Source organism: Streptomyces sp. NPDC007917, from assembly GCF_042959105.1.
Classification (GTDB): Bacteria; Actinomycetota; Actinomycetes; order Streptomycetales; family Streptomycetaceae; genus Streptomyces.
This window is the reverse complement of sequence record NZ_JBIBKK010000008.1, coordinates 318168-337325: the sequence shown is the minus strand read 5'-3', so window position 1 is coordinate 337325 and position 19158 is coordinate 318168. Positions and strand designations below refer to the sequence as shown.

Sequence of the window (19158 nt, the reverse complement as noted above, 5' to 3'; positions counted from 1 at the left end):
CAGACGTACGGGCATACGGGCACACGGAACAGGGCTAAGCAGAGGTGAATCGACCAATCGGAAGGTCAGATTCACTTCCGCGGCGATGGGTTGATCCTTGCACGACGGGCGGGGGGCGGCGCAACCCCCCGGTTAGGGTTACAGCTCCTTGTCCGGTATGGGTAGTTGGCGCTTTTCGATCGCCGCGGCCATGACGTCCGGGAAGAGATCGGGGGTACAGGCGAAGGCGGGCGCGCCGAGCGCGGCCAGCGCCGCGGCGTGCTCACGGTCGTAGGCGGGCGCGCCCTCGTCGGACAGCGCGAGCAGCGCGACGAACTGCACACCGGACGCCTTCATCGCCGCGACCCGGCCCAGCATCTCGTCGCGTATGCCGCCCTCGTACAGATCGCTGATCAAAACGACCACGGTGTCGGCGGGGCGGGTGATCTGCGACTGGCAGTAGGCGAGCGCCCGGTTGATGTCCGTGCCGCCGCCGAGCTGGGTGCCGAAGAGCACGTCCACCGGATCGTCCAGCTCCTTCGTCAGGTCCACGACGGCGGTGTCGAAGACGACGAGCCGGGTGGCGAGGGAGCGCATCGAGGCCAGTACGGCGCCGAAGACGGAGGCGTAGACGACGGACGCCGCCATCGACCCCGACTGGTCGATGCACAGGAGCACGTCCTTCTTCACCCCGTGCGCCGCGCGCCCGTATCCGATCAGCCGTTCGGGGACGACGGTGCGGTGCTCGGGGAGGTAGTTCTTCAGGTTCGCGCGGATGGTGCGGTCCCAGTCGATGTCGCGGTGGCGCGGGCGGCTGGTCCTGGCCGTGCGGTCGAGGGCGCCGGTGAGGGTGGCGCGGGTGCGGGTGGCCAGCCGCTTCTCCAGGTCCTCCACGACCCTGCGGACGACGGCGCGGGCGGTGGTCTTCGTCGTCTCCGGCATCGCCTTGTTGAGCGAGAGCAGGGTCCCGACCAGGTGGACGTCCGCCTCCACCGCCTCCAGCATCTCGGGCTCCAGGAGCAGCGCGGACAGGCCGAGCCGGTCGATGGCGTCGCGCTGCATGACCTGGACCACGGAGGTGGGGAAGTACCGGCGGATGTCGCCGAGCCAGCGGGCCACCTGGGGCGCGGAGCCGCCGAGCCCGGCCGCGCGCGGACCGCTCCCCGGGGAGCCGCCCCGGGCGGCGCCCGCCGCGCCCCCGCCGGGGCCCGTCCCGCCGCCCGCCCCGTAGAGCGCTTCGAGCGTGCGGTCCATCGCGGCGTCCTGCCCGCTCAGCGCGCGTCCGGTCCCGTCGCCGCCCTGCCCGCCGAGCACCAGCCGCCAGCGGCGCAGCCGCTCGTCCGTGGCTTCCCCGGCCGTCTCCCCGGTCATCCGGCCCCCTCCGGCACGTGGTTGTCGTGACTGCTCCGGCTGACGTCGCCGCCGTGGCCGATGTCGCTGTCGTGGCCGATGTCGCCGCCATGGCCGATGTCGCTGTCGTCGAGGCCCAGGAGCAGACGGACCGTCGGCAGGGCGGCCGCCGCGCGCCCCTCCTCCAGGCCGGGCCCGAACCCGGGCGCGGGCGGACCACCGGCCGGCCGCGCGCCACCGGCCGCCGCCGGTCCACGGCGGACCAACTCGCCGAGCGTGCGCCGCACCCCGGCGTCGTACGCCGCGAACGTGCGCCGCAGCAGCGGCAGTACGTCCGTGAACGCCTCCGCCGGAACGCCCGTGAGCCAGCTGTCGAGCAGGCCGAGCAGCCGTTCGTCATGGACCAGCAGCATCCCGCCGCCCGCGCCGCCGGCACCGCCCCCTACGAATCCCTCGATCCAGGACGCCGCTTCGGTCGGCGCGGTGCCCGGCGAGAGCACCAGCCCCATCAGCCGGGCCGCCTCGCCCTCGGCCAGCCGCCCGTCGTCCAGCAGCAGACGCGCGGCCCGGCCACGGATCAGCCCTGACACGCCGTCCCGCCCCGCAAGCCCCCGCAACACCCCCAGCCAGCGCCCCCGCAGCCCAACGACGGGCCGACCGCCCCCACCGTCTGCCCGGATCTCGGCCAGCAGGCCGACCGCCTGGTGCACGGCCTCCATATGGCCGCGCATCTCCGCGGCGCCGTCGGTGTCGAGGCCGAAGCAGGCGGGTGGCAGGCCGACCAGGACGCGCTCGGCCAGTCCCACGGCGACCTCGGCCAGGGCGGCGGTGTCCGTGCCGCGCACGTCCCCGTAGCGCACCGAGCGGACGAGCGCGGGCAGGGCCTGGGCGAGATGTCCGACGTCCGCGTCGAGGGCGGCCCGGTCGGCGAGCGCGCGCATGACGACCGGGAGCGCGTCGGGGAGCCCGGCGAGCAGACAGCGCTCGGCCAGATCCGTGACCTCGCCGAGGGCGGTGGCGTCCACCGCCTTGGCCTCCGCTCTCGTCGTGGCGGCCGACAGGACGGTGGTGCCCCACACCCCGGCCTCGGCGACCCGCACCGACAGCTCCGGCTCCCAGCGAAGCCGCCAGGTCTCCCGGAACGTGCCGGTGCTGCCGCGCGAGGCGGCCGGGGTCCCCCAGTCGACGCCCAGCAGCCGCAGCCGGTGCAGCAGGCGGCTGCGCGCGATGTCGTTCTCCTTGCGCAGGTCCAGCTCCACCTCGCGGTCGAGCGCTTCCGGCTTGAGCCGCAGCGAACGCTGGGTGCGCGCCAGGTCCCGCTGGAGCGGAGTGGCGGGCGCCGACTCGGGCACCTCGCCCAGGACGTCCCCGACGACCAGCCGGTCGTGGACGAGCGCGAGCGGCACGTCGGAGCCCTCGCACATCACCGCCCGCACCGCGTCCGTGGTCTCGGCGAGCCCGGCCAGCGGCCGGCCGCGCACGGCGGCGAGGGTTTCGGCGAGCCGTACGGCCTCGATGACATGCGCGGACGAGACGGCGAAGTCCTCGGCGCGCAGCAGCCCGGCGACCTTGGTCAGCCAGCGCTCCAGCGGGCGGTCGGCGGCGTGGAAGAGATGGCTGTACCAGCCGGGGGAGGTGATCCCCGCGCCGTAGCCGCTGTGCCGGGCCAGCCGACGGTGTGTCCACGGCACCCAGCTGAGCTCGGCCTTGACCTTCGGCAGCCCCTTGAGGAGCCCGCGGTCGGCCGTCACGGTCGTCCGCTCGGCCAGCGCCGGAACGTGCCAGGCCCCGCACACGACGGCGACGCGGTCTCCGAACTCCCGCCGCGCCTCGCGCAGCCGCAGCCGCATCTGCGCCTCGCGCGCGGCGTCGTGCTCGTGTCCGCCGTGGCCGTACTCGGCGCGGAGCGCGGCCATGGCTTCGCCGAGCGCGGCAAACGACGCGACGGCCCCGGCCCCGTCGGCCCAGCCCGCCCCGTCAGCCCTGTCAGTCGCGCCCGCCCTCCCCGGGCCGGCGCCACGGTGCTCGACGACGTCCTCCCACCAGCGCTCCGGCTCGTCGTATCCGGCAGCCTCCGCGAGCACCGCCAACGGATCCACCCGCAGCCGCCCGGCCGGCTCCCCATCCGACACCTCAGCACCGGCCTCCCCCTCCGCATCCGTACGGTCCGCCATGGCCAGGGAGTTCGCCGCCGGGAGGTCGATGAACCGCACCGGGACACCGTGGGACAGGGCCCACTGAACGGCCACCCACTCCGGCGAGAACTCGGCCAGCGGCCAGAACGCGGCCTGCCCCGGGTCGCCCACCGCGTGGGCGAGCAGGGCGACGGGGGGCCGCATGCCCTCCTCCGCGGCGAAGCCGACGAGCGCGTCCGCCTCCGGGGGCCCCTCGATGAGCACGGTGTCGGGCTCGCACGCGTCGAGCGCCGCCCGGACCGCCCGCGCGGAGCCCGGGCCGTGGTGCCGTACGCCCAGGAGCAGCGGCCACGGCGGCTCGGCCGCGGCGGGCCCAGGGCCCGGCGGGGGTGCCTCGCGGCCCGGGGCGGCGGCGCTCACTCGCTCACCTCGCGGCACGCGCGGTAGAAGTCCTTCCAGCCGTCGCGCTCGCGGACCACCGTCTCCAGGTACTCCTGCCAGATGACGCGGTCCGCCGCCGGGTCGCGGACCACCGCGCCCAGGATGCCCGCGGCCACATCGCCCGCCCGCAGGACGCCGTCGCCGAAGTGGGCGGCGAGGGCGAGCCCGCCGGTCACCACGGAGATCGCCTCGGCCGTCGACAGCGTGCCCGACGGCGACTTGAGCTTGGTGTGCCCGTCCTCCGTCGCCCCCGCCCGCAGCTCGCGGAAGACCGTGACCACCCGGCGGATCTCGGCCACGCCCTCGGGAGCCGGCGGAAGATCCAGCGAGCGGCCGATCTGGGCCACGCGGCGGGCCACGATGTCGACCTCCTCCTCCGCGGTCGCGGGCAGCGGCAGCACGACCGTGTTGAACCGGCGGCGCAGGGCGCTGGAGAGCTCGTTGACCCCCCGGTCGCGGTCGTTGGCCGTGGCGATCAGATTGAAGCCGCGGACCGCCTGGACCTCCTCCCCCAGCTCCGGGATCGGCAGGGTCTTCTCCGAGAGGACGGTGATCAGCGTGTCCTGGACGTCGGCCGGGATACGGGTCAGCTCCTCCACGCGCGCGGTCATGCCCTCCGCCATCGCCCGCATCACCGGGCTCGGCACGAGCGCGTCGCGGCTGGGGCCGTGGGCGAGGAGCCGGGCGTAGTTCCAGCCGTAGCGGATGGCTTCCTCGGGCGTGCCCGCGGTGCCCTGGACGAGCAGCGTCGAATCGCCGCTGACCGCCGCCGCCAGGTGCTCGGAGACCCATGTCTTGGCCGTGCCGGGCACGCCGAGCAGGAGCAGCGCGCGGTCGGTGGCGAGGGTCGTGACGGCGACCTCGATGATGCGGCGCGGACCCACGTACTTGGGCGTGATCACGGTGCCGTCCGGCAGCGTGCCGCCGAGCAGATACGTCGCGACCGCCCACGGCGACAGGCGCCAGCGGGCGGGCCGCGGGCGGTCGTCCGCCGCGGCGAGCGCCTTGAGCTCGTCGGCGAAGGCGTCCTCGGCATGCGGGCGCAGGGCCTCGGCCTCGCCCCCGGCGGCCCCCGCCGCGCCGTCGGCGGCTCCGGCGGCGGCGTCGCCGCGGATCTGGGCGGTCTCAGCGGTCTCGGCGGTCTCGTCTCCGCTGGGCACAGGCACGGTCACAGCTCCCCCACGACTCGTCTCTCCGTCCGTTTCCGGACCCGGGAACCACCCTGCACCACACCACTGACAACCACCCCGCACGCCAACAAACCAGCAGGTCAAGGCCGTTGTCAGTGGGTGCACGTACCGTCGGGGACATGAATGCGCAGGGGGAACGCTGGACGGCGGAGCAGGTGCTTGCCCTGGCTCCTGACGCCGCCTCACGCAAGGCGGGCGGCAAGCTCGCCACGCCCGGCCCGTGGTCGGGCGCGGGGGCGCATGGCCGGGGTGTGTGGGGGTTGTGCGCGGGCAGCGGCAGCAAGCCCTATCAGACCGTCGTCGACCTGGACGGGCCGGGCTGTCGCTGCAGCTGCCCGAGCCGGAAGTTCCCGTGCAAGCACGCGCTCGGCCTGCTGCTCCTGTGGGCGGGCGGCGGGGGCGTCCCGGAGGTCGAGGGGCCGCCCGAGTGGGCCGGGCAGTGGCTGAGCGAGCGGCGGGAGCGCGCCGAGCGCGCGGCGTCCGCGGCCGTCGCCGGAGCCGAGGGGGCGGCAGAGGGGCGGAAGGAGTCGGGCGGCGTCGCCGATCCCGAGGCGGCCAGGCGGCGGGCCGAGCGGCGCGCCCAGCGCATCGCCGCCGGCGCCACCGAACTGGAGCAGCGCCTGGCGGATCTGCTCCGCGAGGGCCTGGCCGGCGCCGGCCAGGCCGGTTACGCGACGTGGGACGAGACGGCCGCGCGCATGGTGGACGCGCAGGCGCCCGGCCTGGGCGCGCGGGTGCGGGAGTTGGGAGCCATCCCCTCCTCAGGGCCGGGCTGGCCCGCGCGCCTGCTGGAGGAGTGCGCCCTCCTCCACCTGCTGAACCAAGGCTTCTTGCGCCTGGACCGGCTTCCGGAGGCGTTGGCCGTAACGACCCGTTCGCGTGTCGGCCTCACCACGACCACGGCCGAGCTGCTGGCCTCCGGCACCCCCGTCCGGGACCGCTGGCTCGTCCTCGGCCTGCAGGACAGCGCCGACGGCAGGCTGACGACGCGCCGGATCTGGCTGCGCGGCCAGGACACGGGCCGCATGGCGCTGCTGCTCTCCTTCGGGGCGGCCGGGCACTCCCCCGAACTGGCCCTGCCGGTGGGCATCGTGCTGGACGCCGACCTCACGTACTACCCGGCCGGGCGCCCGCTGCGGGCCGCGCTCGGCACCCGCCGCCCGGACCCGCCGCCGTCCCCCGCGCCCTCCCCACCGTCCTCCGCGTCCGCCGCGCCCTCGTCCGAGGTGCCGACGGGGACCGACATCGCCTCGGCCCTGGCCGCCTATGGGGACGCGCTGCGCGAGGACCCGTGGCTTGAGGGCTGGCCGGTCGTCCTCGCGGGGGTGACCCCGATCCCGGGCGGCGAGGAGGACTGGCAGCTGGCGGACGTCCGGACCGGCTCCGCCCTGCCGATCGACCCCCGGTGCACGGGGCGTACGGAGCTGTGGCAGCTGACGGCGATCTCGGGCGGCGGCCCCGTCACGGTCTTCGGCGAATGCGGCCACCGCGGCTTCGCCCCGATCACCACCTGGGACCCGGCCCCCGTCCCGCTCCAGAGCCCGTCCGGCTCCGGATCGACACAGCATGGAGGCATGCCGTGAGCACCACCGCGCCCTGGGACGACCTGGTCGCCGCCGCCCTGCTCGGCACCGAGCGCCGCACCCCGCCCCTCACCCCGCGCCCCGGCCAGGACGCGCCCGCCGCCCTGCTGGACGCCGCGGCGCTCAGCACCGTGCGGCGGCGGGCCGGGCTGCGCCCCGCCGCCTCCCGGCCGGCCCCCGCCCCCGCGCCCGAGGACCCGCGCCCGCCGCTGCCACCGGCCGCCCGCAGCCGGCTGGCCATGCTGCTGGCCGGCCGCTCGGCCCCCGGCGGCGGCCGGCGCTCCGCGCCCGACCTCGCCGAACTGCTTCCGCAGTGGCTCACCATGGCCAACCAGCACGGCTACCGCGCGCCTGACGCCCTCCTCCCGGCCCTGTTGGACGCGGCCCGCGCGCGCACCGATCTGCGCCCGGAAGCGCTCGCGCTCGGCGGCCCGCGGATCCTGTGGCTGGCCAGGCTCAACCCGGAGTGGAGGTTCGCGCTGCGCGGCGGCAGTGGCGGGCGCGCGGCGGAAGCGTTGGCGGCGGTGGACGCGGATGCCGGGGCCTCAGCATCGCCGTGCCCCCCGGATGCCCCCGGGAGCACGGCCCCCGCGGGCACGGCCCGGGTGGCGCCGGGCGCCTCGGCCCCGCCCGACTCCATGCCCGCCGTCCCGGCCGTGCCCGCCGGGGTCCGGCGCCAGTGGGAGGAGGGCCTGTTCGCCGAGCGGGTCTCGCTGCTGGCGACGGTGCGCCACCGCGACCCGGAGCTCGGCCTCGCCCTGCTCGGCAGCACCTGGTCCATGGAGCGCGCCGAGGACCGGCTGATGTTCCTGGACTCGCTCCGCGACGATCTCTCCCCGTCCGACGAGCCGTTCCTGGAGCACGCCCTGGCCGACCGCAGCCGCAACGTCCGGGCCACGGCCGCCGAGTTGCTGTCCGCCCTCCCCGGCTCGGCGCTGGCCTCCCGTATGGCCGAGCGGTCCAGGGCCTGTGTCTCGTTCACCTCCGGGGTCATCGCCATCGAAGCGCCGGCCGAGTGCGACGGCGGTATGCAGCGCGACGGCGTCGTGGCCAAGCCCCCTTCGGGGCGCGGCGAGCGCGCCTGGTGGTTCGGCCAGTTGGTGGAGGCGACACCGCTGGAGCGCTGGAGCGACTGGTTCGGCGGGCGCGGCGCGGCCGAGATCGTGGCGCTGCCGGTCGCCGACGGCTGGGAGGCGGACCTTCAGGCGGCGTGGTGCCGGGCGGCCGTCCGGCAGCGGAACGTGGAGTGGTCCCGCGCCCTGCTCGGCGCGCCGTCCGCGCCACCCGCCGCGCCCACCGCCGCCCCCGGCCCCGGTGCGCCGGGCGGGGCCGCCCTGCCCGCCGCCGCGTCCTGGCGCGACCCGGCGAAGCTGCTGTCCGCCCTGCCGCCGGGCGAGCGGGCCGAGTGGGTCGCGGACTTCATCGCGGCCCACGGGCTGTCCGACGCCTTCCGGCTGCTGGGGGTGTGCGCGGTGCCGTGGGCCCAGCCGCTGGGCCGGGCGGTCGTGGACGCGCTCGACATCGCCCGTGACGCGGGCAGCTACCCCTGGAGCTTCAGCGGCGTGATGGGGCTGGCCGAGCGCTGTCTGGACCCGGACCAGGCCGACCGGCTGGAAGTGCTCACCGCAATACCGGACGAGTCGGCGGACGGCTCGCCCGGTGCCGGGAGCTACTGGTCGGAGGCGTTCCAGCGTCTGGTGGGCACGCTCCGGCTGCGCGCCGCGATGCGCCGCGAGCTCGAACCACCCGGCACAGCGGCGACCCGCCCATCACCGACCGGCCCGGCGCCGGCCCCCTAGGACCGCGTCGCCGAACCCCAGCGCGGCGCGGCGCGGTCGCGGGAGCCGCCCCGCAGCCCACCGGGCTACGCGGCCACCGGCCTCACGTTCGTCCTGACCCACTCCACGATCGAGGCGGTCGTGGCCCCGGGGGTGAAGATCTCGGCCACCCCCTGCTCCTTGAGCAGCGGGATGTCCGCCTCGGGGATGATGCCGCCGCCGAACACCTTGATGTCCTCCGCGTCGCGCTCCCGCAGCAGCTCCAGCACCTTCGCGAAGAGCGTCATGTGCGCGCCGGAGAGGATGGACAGCCCGATCGCGTCGGCGTCCTCCTGGATCGCGGTGCCGACGACCTGCTCGGGCGTCTGGTGCAGGCCGGTGTAGATCACCTCCATGCCCGCATCCCGCAGGGCCCGTGCGATGACCTTCGCCCCGCGGTCGTGACCGTCGAGCCCAGGCTTGGCCACCACCACGCGGATCGGACCGGTCACACCCATCGCAGCCTCCATGTCGTCATCCTCCGCGGCGCGTCGCGCGGAGCTCGCGGACCGCCGTCGCGGGACGCGAACGTGAACGAACGTTATCTACAGCATCCCGCACGCAGCAGTTTCGCGGCGCGCAGCGGAGGGGAAATCACACGTGGGACACATTCGCCTCGGCCGCGCCCACCTCCGCCTCGACCGCCCGAGGCGGTTTCCACGCATCGGGCCGGCCATCAGGGGAGCCGCAGCGGGGACCGTCGCACCGCGAAGCGCCGTCAGCACGAGCCGCCTGGCGCCGCGGTGCGACGGCGCGGTCGTACCGCGACGAACAGCAGGGGACGTGGATCAGCTGATGATCCCCACGGAGACGGCCCGTATCGACCATCCGGATCTACGGGCGCGCAACGTCCGCGTCAATGGAATTGGGCATCTCACCCTCCCGGTGCACCCTGCGATCGCCGCCGAAGTCCGCGAGGCGCTGGATGCCGCCGACGGGGCGCCGGCAGACGCTTCGGAAGCCGCCTCGGTTGCGTGAGTGGGCCGGAAGTTGCCGAACAGTAATCGAACGCCCGGCCAAATTACGGCAGCCAGTCCACCGAAAGACGGCCAAATGCCCGTTCCGGTGTTGCTCAAAACCTGAGGAAGATTGTCGCCGTCCCGAACCGGCGGGTACAGTCGCCGCTAATTCTCCTGCTGCCGAGGCGAAAGAGAAGTTGGTGGTGAACGACCGTCACCCGTCGGGGATCACAACCTCGACCGTCCCCGCTCCTGACGCCTCATATCAGTATTACGAGGCCTACGACCAGCAGGGCACAGCGCACGGCTACGCCGGGTACGACGGCTACTCCACCGGCACCTTCGACAGCCTTGCCGCCGCGTACGGCGACGGCGATCCCCTCTTCGGCTCCCTCCCCGGCAACCACGGCGGCGGCTACGGGAGCGGACACGACGGATCCGACAGCGGGCAGTACGACGCCACGCAGTGGGGCGCCGCGACCGGCGCCTACGACTCCGCAGCCTATGACTCCGGCGCTTATGACTCCGGGACCTATGACACCACCGCGGCGTGGGCGGGCTCCGGCGTTCCGCTGGCCGGCACCATCCCGGCGCAGCAGGACTCGGACACCGGCGGCCAGTGGGACGCCTCCTCGTGGGACACCACCGGCCACCACGACCTGACGGCCGCCGCCCAGTGGGACGGCGGCGGGCAGTACGACACGTCGGGGGTCGACACCGGCCAGACCCAGTTCTGGGACATGAGCGCCTACGCGACCGTCGACGAGTCGCAGTACGAACAGGCCGGACATGACCAGGCCGGATACGACCAGGCCGGGTACGACCGGAGCGGGTACGACCGGAGCGGGTACGAGCACGGCGGTTATCAGCAGCCCGCCGAGCAGCCGTACGCCGTCCCCGAGGCGGAGCCGGAACCCGGGGCGGGGGCCGTGCACGGGGCCGAGACCCAGACCGCCCTCATGGTCCTGGACCCCGACTCGGCCGAGGCCGACACGGCCCACGCCGCCGTCCCCACCGACACCGCCCACTCCGAAGGCGCGGCCGCCGACCCCGAGGACGTCATGCCCGAGGTGGCGTCGGTTCCCTCCCCCCGCCGGGACGGCGGCCGCAGCCGCCGCCGCGCCCCCTCGGCCCGCCCCAAACGCTCGGCGCTCCTCACCGTCGCCGTCCCGTCCGTCTGCGCGCTGGGCGTCACCGCCGTGGCCGCCGCCTCCGTCGCCAACATCGGCGATGACAAGAAGGACGCCAAGACCACCCAGGCCGCCTCCGACACCCCGCCGGTCAAGGCCTCGGTCGCCAACAGCAAGCTGGACACCCAGCTCGCCGCCGGCCTCGAGGACGCCGACGACTTCCGGGACCGCGCCAGCCGCACCCAGGAGCGGATCGACCTCCGGGCGCGCCAGGCCGCCGAGCGGAAGCGCAAGATCGAGGAGGCCGCCCGCAAGGAGGCGCTGCGGCCGAAGTTCGCGCTGCCCGTCGCGGAGCACGGGCTGAGCGCCACCTTCGGCCAGGCGGGCATCAACTGGATGTCCCTGCACACCGGTATCGACTTCCCGGTCAGCTACGGCACGCCGGTCATGGCCGCGACCGACGGCACCGTACGCACCCAGTGGAACGACGCCTACGGCAACATGGTCATATTGACCAGCCCGGACGGCACCGAGACCTGGTACTGCCACCTGAGCAGCGCCAAGATCCGGGCCGGCTCGGTCAAGGCCGGGGACGTGATCGCGTACTCCGGGAACTCAGGCAACTCCACCGGGCCTCATCTGCACTTCGAGGTGCACCCCGGCGGTGGCTCGGCCATCGACCCGCTGCCGTGGCTGCGCACCCACGGGCTCGACCCGACGTAAAACCACGGCCCGGCGCGGACCACGGCCCGGCCCAAGCCACAGCACACGACGTGAACCACGGCCCGGCGCAGGAGCGACGGGCCCGAGCCGACGCAGGCGGCCCGGGCGGCCCCGCTCCCCCTACAGCTTCTCCACCGGCGCGTACCGCAGCAGCAGCCGCTTGGGCTTCTCGTCGCCGAAGTCGATCGTCGCCTCCGCGTTGTCCCCGCTCCCCTTCACCGCGACCACGGTGCCGAGCCCGAAGGCGTCATGCGTGACCCGGTCGCCGATGGCCAGCGCGACCACCGGCCGCTCCTTGGCCCGGCGGGTGGCGAAGCCACCGGCCCCGGCCCCCGCCCTCGAACGCGACGAGGACAGCGAGGACGCGACCCCCGAGACGGCACCGCCGGCCCCGACGGGGCCCATGGACGCCGACGGGGTGGCGGGCCCGGTCCGCTGCCAGCGCACGAACTGGTCCGGGATCTCCTCCAGGAAGCGGGACGGCGGGTTGTACGCGGGCTGGCCCCAGGCGCTGCGCATCGTCGACCGGGTCAGATACAGCCGCTCGCGCGCCCGCGTGATGCCGACGTACGCCAGCCGCCGCTCCTCCTCCAGCTCCTTGGTCTGGCCGAGCGCCCGCATGTGCGGGAAGACCCCGTCCTCCATGCCGCTGAGGAAGACGACCGGGAACTCGAGGCCCTTGGCGGTGTGGAGCGTCATCAGCGTGATGACCCCGGCGCCCTCGGTGTCGTCGTCCGGGATCTGGTCGGAGTCGGCGACGAGCGCGACCTGCTCCAGGAACTCCGCGAGCGTGCCCGGGTTCTCCTCGCCGCGCTCCTGCTCGTACTCCAGGGCGACGGCCGCCAGCTCCTGGAGGTTTTCGATGCGGGTCTCGTCCTGGGGGTCCGTGGACGCCTGCAGCTCCGCCAGATAGCCCGTGCGCTCCAGTACCGCCTCCAGCACGGTGGCCGGCCCCGCGCCCGACTCGGTGATCGTGCGCAACTCCTCCATCAGGACGTTGAACCGCTTCACCGCGTTTGCCGAGCGGGCCGCCATGCCGTACGCCTCGTCGACGCGGCGCAGCGCCTGCGGGAATGTGATCTTCTCGCGCAGCGCCAGCGCGTCGATCATCGCCTCGGCGCGCTCACCGATGCCGCGCTTGGGCACGTTCAGAATCCGGCGCAGCGGGACGGAGTCCTCCGGGTTGGCCAGCACCCGCAGGTACGCGAGGACGTCGCGGACCTCCTTGCGCTCGTAGAAGCGCACACCGCCGACGACCTTGTACGGCAGCCCGACCCGGATGAAGACCTCTTCGAAGACACGGGACTGGGCGTTGGTCCGGTAGAAGACGGCGACGTCCCCGGCCCTGGCGTCGCCCGCGTCCGTCAGCCGGTCGATCTCGTCGGCGACGAACTGCGCCTCGTCGTGCTCGGTGTCGGCCACATAGCCGGTGATGGTCGCCCCGGCGCCGGCATCGGTCCACAGGTTCTTCGGGCGCCGGTTCTCATTGCGCTCGATAACGGCGTTGGCCGCGCTGAGGATCGTCTGGGTGGAGCGGTAGTTCTGCTCCAGGAGGATGGTCGTGGCGTCCGGGTAGTCCTCCTCGAACTGGAGGATGTTCCGGATGGTGGCGCCCCGGAAGGCGTAGATCGACTGGTCGGCGTCGCCCACCACGCACAGCTCGGCGGGAGGGATCACCTCGCCGCCGTCGACGGCCTCCGCCGGGCCCGTGCCCACCAGCTCGCGCACCAGCGTGTACTGCGCGTGGTTGGTGTCCTGGTACTCGTCGACCAGGACGTGCCGGAAGCGGCGGCGGTAGTGCTCGGCGACGTCGGGGAAGGCCTGGAGCAGATTGACCGTCGTCATGATGATGTCGTCGAAGTCGAGGGCATTGGCCTCGCGCAGCCGCGACTGGTACATCGCATACGCCTCGGCGAGCGTCTTCTCGAAGCCGTCCGAGGCCTGTCCGGCGAAGGTCTCCTCGTCGATCAGCTCGTTCTTCAGGTTGGAGATCTTGGCGCTGAAGGACTTGGGCGGATACCGCTTCGGGTCGAGGTCCAGGTCCCGGCACACCAGCGCCATCAGCCGCTTGGAGTCGGCCGCGTCGTAGATCGAGAAGGAGGACGTGAAGCCGAGCTTCTTGGACTCCCGGCGCAGGATGCGCACACAGGCGCTGTGGAAGGTCGACACCCACATGGCCTTCGCGCGCGGGCCGACCAGCTCCTCGACCCGCTCCTTCATCTCGCCCGCGGCCTTGTTGGTGAAGGTGATGGCGAGGATCTGGCCGGGGTGCACCCGGCGCGAGCCGAGCAGATGCGCGATGCGGTGGGTGAGCACCCGGGTCTTGCCGGACCCGGCGCCCGCGACGATCAGCAGCGGCGAGCCGGTGTGCACCACGGCGGCGCGCTGCTGCTCGTTCAGCCCCTGCAGGAGGGCGGCCGGATCCACCGCGGGACGCGCCGCGCCGTCGCGGTAGTACGCCTCCCGGGGCGCGGGCGCGTCGAACCGCCCGTCGAAGAGGTCGTGCGGGACGGCCTCAGCGGCGGGCCGGCCGTCGTCCTCGGGCGGCGGGGGCTCCTCGTCCGGGGGTCCGAGATCCGCCAGGAAGCTGTCGTCAAAGAGGCTGCTCATCGCTCACCGAGTTTAGGCCGCCCCACTGACAGCGTATGCGTGGATGTCACAAAACGGTTTCGGGGCAATTCGAACACCCGCCTTCACATGAGCACCACAAGCCCACTACCGTCCTCCGTCAGGCGGTCCGGAACCCGTCGGCGACCACGCCGGCACGGGCTGTCTCCGCCGAGTCCGGCCCCGCCGCGAGGCAGCCGGAGCCGGGGACCCAAAGACACCACTGGGGTGAATCGGCCCATGTGGCGACGCCAGCCGTCCGCCGCCCGGGCCGTAGGGCAGCCTTCCGACGCCCGAACCCGACAGCTAACCCGGTAGGCGGTCCACGGAAGGAGTCGCCTCCCTTGGCGTCGCACCGCAAACCGCGGACCCGAATACTGGATTCGGCCACCGGCCGCCGCACCGCCGTCGGGGTCACCACGGCCGCCCTCGCCTCCGTCACCCTCCTCTCCCAGACGGCGAGCGCCGAGCCCGGCAAGCCCAAGCCGACGGTCGAAGAGGTCAAGAAGAAGGTCGACACGCTCTACCACCAAGCCGAAACCGCGACCCAGGCCTACAACGCCGCCAAGGAGCGCACGGGCGAACAGCGCGCCAAGGTCGACCGGCTGCTGGACAGCGTCGCCAAGCGCACCGAGAAGCTGAACGAGGCACGCCGCAAGCTGGGCAGCTACGCGGCGGCGCAGTACCGCAACGGCGGCATGGCCTCCAGCGCCGCGACCCTGCTGTTCGCAGGCGATCCGCAGGACATCTTCGACCAGTCCCATCTGATGGACCGGCTGACCGGAGAGCAGAAGCATGCCGTCGACGACTTCCTGACCCAGCAGGCCAAGGCCGCCAAGGAGCGTACGAAGGCCGGCGAGAGCCTGGCCTCGCTGACCCGGTCGCAGGAGCAGCTGAAGACCAAGAAGAAGACCGTCCAGGACAAGCTCACCCAGGCCCGTCAGCTGCTGTCGAAGCTGACCGCCGAGGAGAAGGCGCGGCTGGCGGCGATCGAGAAGAAGAAGGAAGAGGAGGCCCGGCGCAAGGCGGCGGAGCTGGCGCGCAAGCAGCGGGAGGAGGCGGCGAAGCGGGCACAGGAACAGCAGCAGCAGGAGGAGCAGGCAGACGGCTCCGGCTCGTCAGGCTCCTCCGGGTCCTCGGGCACTTCCGGTTCCTCGGGCTCGTACGCCACCAAGGCCGACAAGGCCATCGCCTTCGCGCGCTCGCAGCTCGGCAAGCCGTACGTCTGGGGCGCCACCGGCCCCAACTCCTACGACTGCTCGGGGCTCACCCAGGCCGCCTGGAAGACCGCCGGGGTCTCCCTGCCGCGCACCACCTGGGACCAGGTGAAGGTCGGCACGCGCGTGTCGACCTCCGACCTCCAACCGGGCGATCTCGTCTTCTTCTATGACGACATCAGCCATGTCGGCCTCTATATAGGCGACGGAATGATGATCCACGCCCCGAAGCCGGGCGATGTGGTCAAGAAGGCGCCGATCACCGAGATGCCGATCTACGGAAGCGTCCGCCCGGCCTGACGGCTTCCCGCCTCCCCGGGCCCCGAAGGAGCTCCCCGGGCCCCGAAGGGGCTCTCCGGGGCCCGGGGAGGCGGCACGGCTCAGGTGCCGGGCTTGCGGCCGTAGACGTACACGTCGTCGCCGTTGCGCAGCAGGCTCCAGTACTTCTTCGCATCGCCCTTGCGCATGTTGACGCAGCCGTGGGAGCCCGGCGGCGACCACACGCTGCCCGCGATGGAGTGGAAGGCCTGGCCGCCGTCGAAGAACTGGCTGTACGGCATCGCGACGTCGTAGAGCGTCGACCAGTGGTCGATGTCCCGCCAGTAGATCTTCTTCAGCCCGCCCCGGGTCTCATACCGGTCACGGCCGGTGCGCACCGGCACCGGGCCGAACTTCAGCCGCGAGCCGTCCTGGATCCAGCTCAGCTGGCGGGTGAGGTCCACACAGGCGATGCGGCCCTTGTTGGTGGGGCACTTCCTCGCCTTGTTCGGATTGTGCCCGGCCGCCTTCTGCGTGTTGATCAGCTTCATCACGCCCCAGGTGACCGGCCCGGCGTAGCCGATCGTGGGGCTGATCCCATGGTTGATCTGGAACTGCTGGACCGCCCGGCAGTCCGTCCGCGACTGCCGCCCGTCCACCGGGCGGCCCAGGAACTTCTCCACCTGCTTCTGGTACGGCCCGACACTCGTCGTGCACGACGAGGCGGCCTGCGCCGGGGTGCCGAGCGCGACCGCCAGCGGCACCACCATCCCCGCCACCCCCAGGGCCACGCCCGTACGGCGGCGCCATCCCCCAAGTACCCCCACTGCCCGCTCCCTTCGGCTGCCTTGCCCGGTAAGACAGACGACGGCGGCAAGAGGTTGTGCGGAAAATCAGGTCCACAGGACGGCGATGAAGATGTTGGCCGTGGTCAGCAGCCCGACCGCGCCGAGGGCCGCCGATTCGACCTTCTCCTCGTCGCGCTTCACATAGACCAGCCCCAGGATCACGATCAGCAGCGCCAGCTTCACACCGATCTTGATGTTGTTGACGCTGTTGTCGTCGGCCTGGTTGAGCCCCACCAGCGCGGCACCGGTCACCAGCATGGTCAGCGCGCCGTGCAGCATCCCCGGGGTCATCCGCCCCTCGCCCGCGCGCATCGGCTTCAGCTGCGCCAGGAAACCGCCGAGCAGCGCGGCGATGCCGACGATGTGCAGCCCGACGAAAACATTGATGAGGACGTCCATGGTTGGCGAGCGTAGCCCTGCCCATAGCAGCCCCCGGCAACCGGGTGGGCCCAGATCGCCGCTTCGGTCACGGCCGCCCCGCGAGTCATCGGCGGTCGTGCACCGGACGGTCGGTTACGGGCATCAGGGCACCGAAACCGTCCACTCCCGTTCATCGCACCGCCCGTCCGCGCCCGCCCGCCTAGCTTCCTCCCCCAGGTGGCAGTGCGCTTCCCGTTTGCCGAGGGTCCCCGCCTCATGGGCGGGCTGCCACCTGCCCGACCGGGCAAGGACCACGCAGGAAAAGGATGGTGACCCGCCGCCGTGGCGTCGCACAGGAAGCCCAAGCAGCGCTCGCTCACGGGCGGGACCGCCTGGACCGCCGCCATCGCCCTCGCGGGGGCCGCCGCCACCGTCATCGGCGGCACCGGCCACGCCGAGACCCGTCCCACCCCCGCCCAGGTGCGGGCGAAGGTGGACCAGTACCAGCGGGAGGCCGAGGAGGCCAACGAGAAGTACAACGGCGCGAAGGAGAAGGCGGACAAGGCCCGCCAGGCGCTCGACCGGCTGCGCGACGAGGCGGCCCGGGGAACGGCGCGGCTGAACGCCTCGCGCAACGCGCTGGGCGCCTTCGCCACCGCCCAGTACCGCTCCGGCACCGTCGCGCCCACCCTCCAGCTCGCGCTGTCCTCCTCCCCCGAGCAGTTCCTGCGCCGGGCCTCGCTCGCCAACCGTGCGAGCAGCCGCCAGGCCGCCACCGTCGCGGGCCTCTCCCGCCAGTCCCGGACGTTACGCCGGCTGCGCGGCGAGGCGCAGGACCAGCTCGACCGATTGCGCGGCGCTCAGGCGGCGCTCGCGCGCCACAGGGGCGTCGCCCGCAAGAAGCTCGCCGCCGCCAGGGCCCTCCTCGACCGGCTGACCGACGAGCAGCGCCGCCGCTACGCGGCCCGGGAGGCGGCCCAGGAGGCACGGGAGGCCCGGAAGGCACGCGAGGCACTGGAGGCCCAGAACGCACGGCCCGGCGCCGCGTCGTACGCCGCGTCGGGCCGTGCGGCCCGCGCCGTCTCGTACGCGTACGGGGCGCTCGGCAAGCCGTACGTCTGGGGCGCGACCGGCCCGCACGGCTACGACTGCTCGGGGCTGACCCAGGCCGCCTGGCAGGCCGCCGGGGTGGCCCTGCCGCGCACCACCTACACCCAGATCAACGCGGGCCGACGGGTCTCGCGCACCCAGCTCGCCCCCGGTGACCTGGTCTTCTTCTACTCCGGCGTCAGCCATGTCGGCCTCTACATCGGCGGCGGCCTCATGATCCACGCCCCGCGCCCCGGCGCGCCCGTCCGCGTGGCGCCGATCGACCAGATGCCGTTCGCGGGCGCCACCCGCCCCGCGTAGGGGTCCGCGCAGGGGTCCGCGCGGGGGCGGCCGGCGGCCCGCGCGTAGCGTTCTGGCTGATCAGCGTCGAGCCGCGCGCGAAGGAGCCCCGCACCCGTGTCGGACGAAACCGCGGACGAAACCGCCGCCCCGGCCCCCCTTGTCCTGTCCGGCTACGGCCGGGTCGGCCAGGCCTACGCCGAGCACCTGGCCGCGCACGGCGAAGCCCTCGCGCGCCAGTACGGGGTGCGTCCGCGCCCGGCGGCCGTACGGGCCGGCTCGGCCGAGTACCTGCCGCCGGCCGGCGGTACGGACGCCTGGGCGCCCCCGCCGCCCCGGTCCGCGTGGGGCCCGCTGCCGCCGCTGGCCGAGACGCTGGACCGTACGGGGGCCGGGGTGCTGGTCCAGTGCGTGCCCTCCTCCCCCGAGGTGCGCGACCAGGCGGCCGCCGAGGCGCTGCTCGCCCTGCGCCGCGGCGTCCACGTGGTCACCGCCACCAAGAGCCATCTGCTCAGCCACTGGCGGGAGCTGGACCGGGCCGCGGCCGAGGGCGGCAGCCTGATCAGGATCTCGGGCGCCACCGGCGCCGCCCTGCCCGCGGGCGACCTGGCCAGGACCGGTGTGCGCGGCCTCGGCTGCCGTACGATCCGCGCCTGCCCGAACGGCACCGCCACCTTCGTGCTCGACCGCCTCGCGGCCGGTGACTCCCTGGCCGGCGCGGTCGCCGAGGCGCGGCGGCGCGGCATCGCCGAGGCCGACCCCGGCGCCGATCTGTCCGGCTCCGACGCCGCCACGAAGGCGCGGCTGCTGGCGGCCCTGCTGTGGGGCTGGGACGCCTCGGCGGTCCGTACCGAGACCGAGGCGGTGGACGACGGCACGGCGCGGGCCGCGCGGGAGGCCGCCGCCGCGGGGCAGCGGCTGCGCGCGGTCGCGAGCGCGAGCGCCGACGAGCCGCTGCTGGTGCGGGTCCGCCTGGAGCGGACCGCGCCCGGGGACCCGCTGCACGCGCTCGCCGGGCCGGAGAAGGCCGTGGTCTACGGCTGTCCGGACGCGGGTGACATCACGGTGAGCGGCGGCCGCTCCAGCCCGCTCGGCGCGGCGCTCGCCATGGTCAAGGACACGCTGGACGTGGCCGCGCCGCGGCGCCTCGGCTTCGGCTGACAGCGTCCGGG

Annotated in this window: 14 protein-coding genes and 1 riboswitch; of the genes, 7 read left to right on the top strand and 7 right to left on the bottom strand. The window is 73.9% G+C overall.

Features of this window, described 5'->3' with window-relative positions:
• Nucleotides 1–138: 138 nt before the first annotated feature.
• The 3 genes from ACFZDL_RS18640 to ACFZDL_RS18630 form a co-directional block, all read right to left on the bottom strand.
• The gene (locus ACFZDL_RS18640) at nucleotides 139–1350 is read right to left on the bottom strand and encodes a VWA domain-containing protein (protein ID WP_353588386.1); all 1212 of its coding nucleotides are present in this window, start codon (nucleotides 1348–1350) and stop codon (nucleotides 139–141) included.
• Nucleotides 1347–3809: a DUF5682 family protein gene (locus ACFZDL_RS18635; RefSeq protein ID WP_353588937.1), complete on the bottom strand. Its 2463-nt coding sequence runs from the start codon at nucleotides 3807–3809 to the stop codon at nucleotides 1347–1349. The genes ACFZDL_RS18640 and ACFZDL_RS18635 overlap by 4 nt, the downstream gene beginning before the upstream one ends.
• A gap of 71 nt (nucleotides 3810–3880) precedes the next feature.
• Complete coding sequence (locus tag ACFZDL_RS18630; protein ID WP_353588939.1) at nucleotides 3881–5020, bottom strand: AAA family ATPase; 1140 nt, start codon at nucleotides 5018–5020, stop codon at nucleotides 3881–3883.
• A gap of 194 nt (nucleotides 5021–5214) precedes the next feature.
• Here ACFZDL_RS18630 and ACFZDL_RS18625 point away from each other — a divergent pair, with 194 nt between their 5' ends.
• Both ACFZDL_RS18625 and ACFZDL_RS18620 read left to right on the top strand, forming a co-directional pair.
• Nucleotides 5215–6678, top strand: coding sequence for an SWIM zinc finger family protein (locus ACFZDL_RS18625; RefSeq protein WP_353588388.1), 1464 nt, complete (start codon nucleotides 5215–5217; stop codon nucleotides 6676–6678).
• Nucleotides 6675–8477: a DUF5691 domain-containing protein gene (locus ACFZDL_RS18620; protein WP_353588390.1), complete on the top strand. Its 1803-nt coding sequence runs from the start codon at nucleotides 6675–6677 to the stop codon at nucleotides 8475–8477. Before ACFZDL_RS18625 ends, ACFZDL_RS18620 begins: the two co-directional genes overlap by 4 nt.
• A 65-nt stretch (nucleotides 8478–8542) precedes the next feature.
• Here the strand turns inward: ACFZDL_RS18620 and ACFZDL_RS18615 are convergent, their stop codons facing one another.
• Nucleotides 8543–8953: a cobalamin B12-binding domain-containing protein gene (locus ACFZDL_RS18615; RefSeq protein ID WP_353588942.1), complete on the bottom strand. Its 411-nt coding sequence runs from the start codon at nucleotides 8951–8953 to the stop codon at nucleotides 8543–8545.
• Between the two features lie 325 nt (nucleotides 8954–9278).
• Here ACFZDL_RS18615 and ACFZDL_RS18610 point away from each other — a divergent pair, with 325 nt between their 5' ends.
• Nucleotides 9279–9473: a hypothetical protein gene (locus tag ACFZDL_RS18610; protein WP_391191543.1), complete on the top strand. Its 195-nt coding sequence runs from the start codon at nucleotides 9279–9281 to the stop codon at nucleotides 9471–9473.
• A 184-nt stretch (nucleotides 9474–9657) separates the two neighbouring features.
• Nucleotides 9658–11307 carry a peptidoglycan DD-metalloendopeptidase family protein gene (locus ACFZDL_RS18605; protein WP_353588391.1) on the top strand — a complete coding sequence of 550 codons (1650 nt, stop codon included), beginning with the start codon at nucleotides 9658–9660 and terminating at the stop codon, nucleotides 11305–11307.
• Between the two features lie 120 nt (nucleotides 11308–11427).
• Here the strand turns inward: ACFZDL_RS18605 and pcrA are convergent, their stop codons facing one another.
• Complete coding sequence (gene pcrA, locus ACFZDL_RS18600) at nucleotides 11428–13917, bottom strand: DNA helicase PcrA (protein WP_353588392.1); 2490 nt, start codon at nucleotides 13915–13917, stop codon at nucleotides 11428–11430.
• Nucleotides 13918–14073: 156 nt separating this feature from the next.
• Nucleotides 14074–14251: riboswitch (cyclic di-AMP (ydaO/yuaA leader) on the top strand.
• Nucleotides 14252–14258: 7 nt separating this feature from the next.
• Here pcrA and ACFZDL_RS18595 point away from each other — a divergent pair.
• Nucleotides 14259–15431 carry an NlpC/P60 family protein gene (locus tag ACFZDL_RS18595; protein WP_353588394.1) on the top strand — a complete coding sequence of 391 codons (1173 nt, stop codon included), beginning with the start codon at nucleotides 14259–14261 and terminating at the stop codon, nucleotides 15429–15431.
• Between the two features lie 80 nt (nucleotides 15432–15511).
• Here the strand turns inward: ACFZDL_RS18595 and ACFZDL_RS18590 are convergent, their stop codons facing one another.
• Nucleotides 15512–16159 (bottom strand): L,D-transpeptidase, encoded by a 648-nt coding sequence (locus ACFZDL_RS18590; RefSeq protein WP_353588944.1) that lies wholly within the window; start codon nucleotides 16157–16159, stop codon nucleotides 15512–15514.
• Nucleotides 16160–16282: 123 nt separating this feature from the next.
• On the bottom strand, nucleotides 16283–16636 hold the full coding sequence (locus ACFZDL_RS18585; RefSeq protein ID WP_319689616.1) for a hypothetical protein: 354 nt from the start codon (nucleotides 16634–16636) through the stop codon (nucleotides 16283–16285).
• 303 nt (nucleotides 16637–16939) lie between these two features.
• Between ACFZDL_RS18585 and ACFZDL_RS18580 the strand changes: the two genes are divergently transcribed.
• Complete coding sequence (locus ACFZDL_RS18580) at nucleotides 16940–18007, top strand: NlpC/P60 family protein (protein WP_353588396.1); 1068 nt, start codon at nucleotides 16940–16942, stop codon at nucleotides 18005–18007.
• A gap of 96 nt (nucleotides 18008–18103) precedes the next feature.
• Entirely contained in the window at nucleotides 18104–19147 is a 1044-nt protein-coding gene (locus ACFZDL_RS18575) for a homoserine dehydrogenase (RefSeq protein ID WP_353588398.1), read from the top strand.
• Nucleotides 19148–19158: the final 11 nt, after the last annotated feature.

Excerpts from the sequence above, each read along its gene's own strand:
- ACFZDL_RS18640 (WP_353588386.1), bottom strand. The coding sequence starts at position 1,350 with ATGACCGGGGAGACGGCCGGGGAAGCCACGGACGAGCGGCTGCGCCGC.
- ACFZDL_RS18625 (WP_353588388.1), top strand. The coding sequence starts at position 5,215 with ATGAATGCGCAGGGGGAACGCTGGACGGCGGAGCAGGTGCTTGCCCTG.
- ACFZDL_RS18615 (WP_353588942.1), bottom strand. The coding sequence starts at position 8,953 with ATGGGTGTGACCGGTCCGATCCGCGTGGTGGTGGCCAAGCCTGGGCTC.
- pcrA (WP_353588392.1), bottom strand. The coding sequence starts at position 13,917 with ATGAGCAGCCTCTTTGACGACAGCTTCCTGGCGGATCTCGGACCCCCG.
- ACFZDL_RS18590 (WP_353588944.1), bottom strand. The coding sequence starts at position 16,159 with ATGGTGGTGCCGCTGGCGGTCGCGCTCGGCACCCCGGCGCAGGCCGCC.
- ACFZDL_RS18585 (WP_319689616.1), bottom strand. The coding sequence starts at position 16,636 with ATGGACGTCCTCATCAATGTTTTCGTCGGGCTGCACATCGTCGGCATC.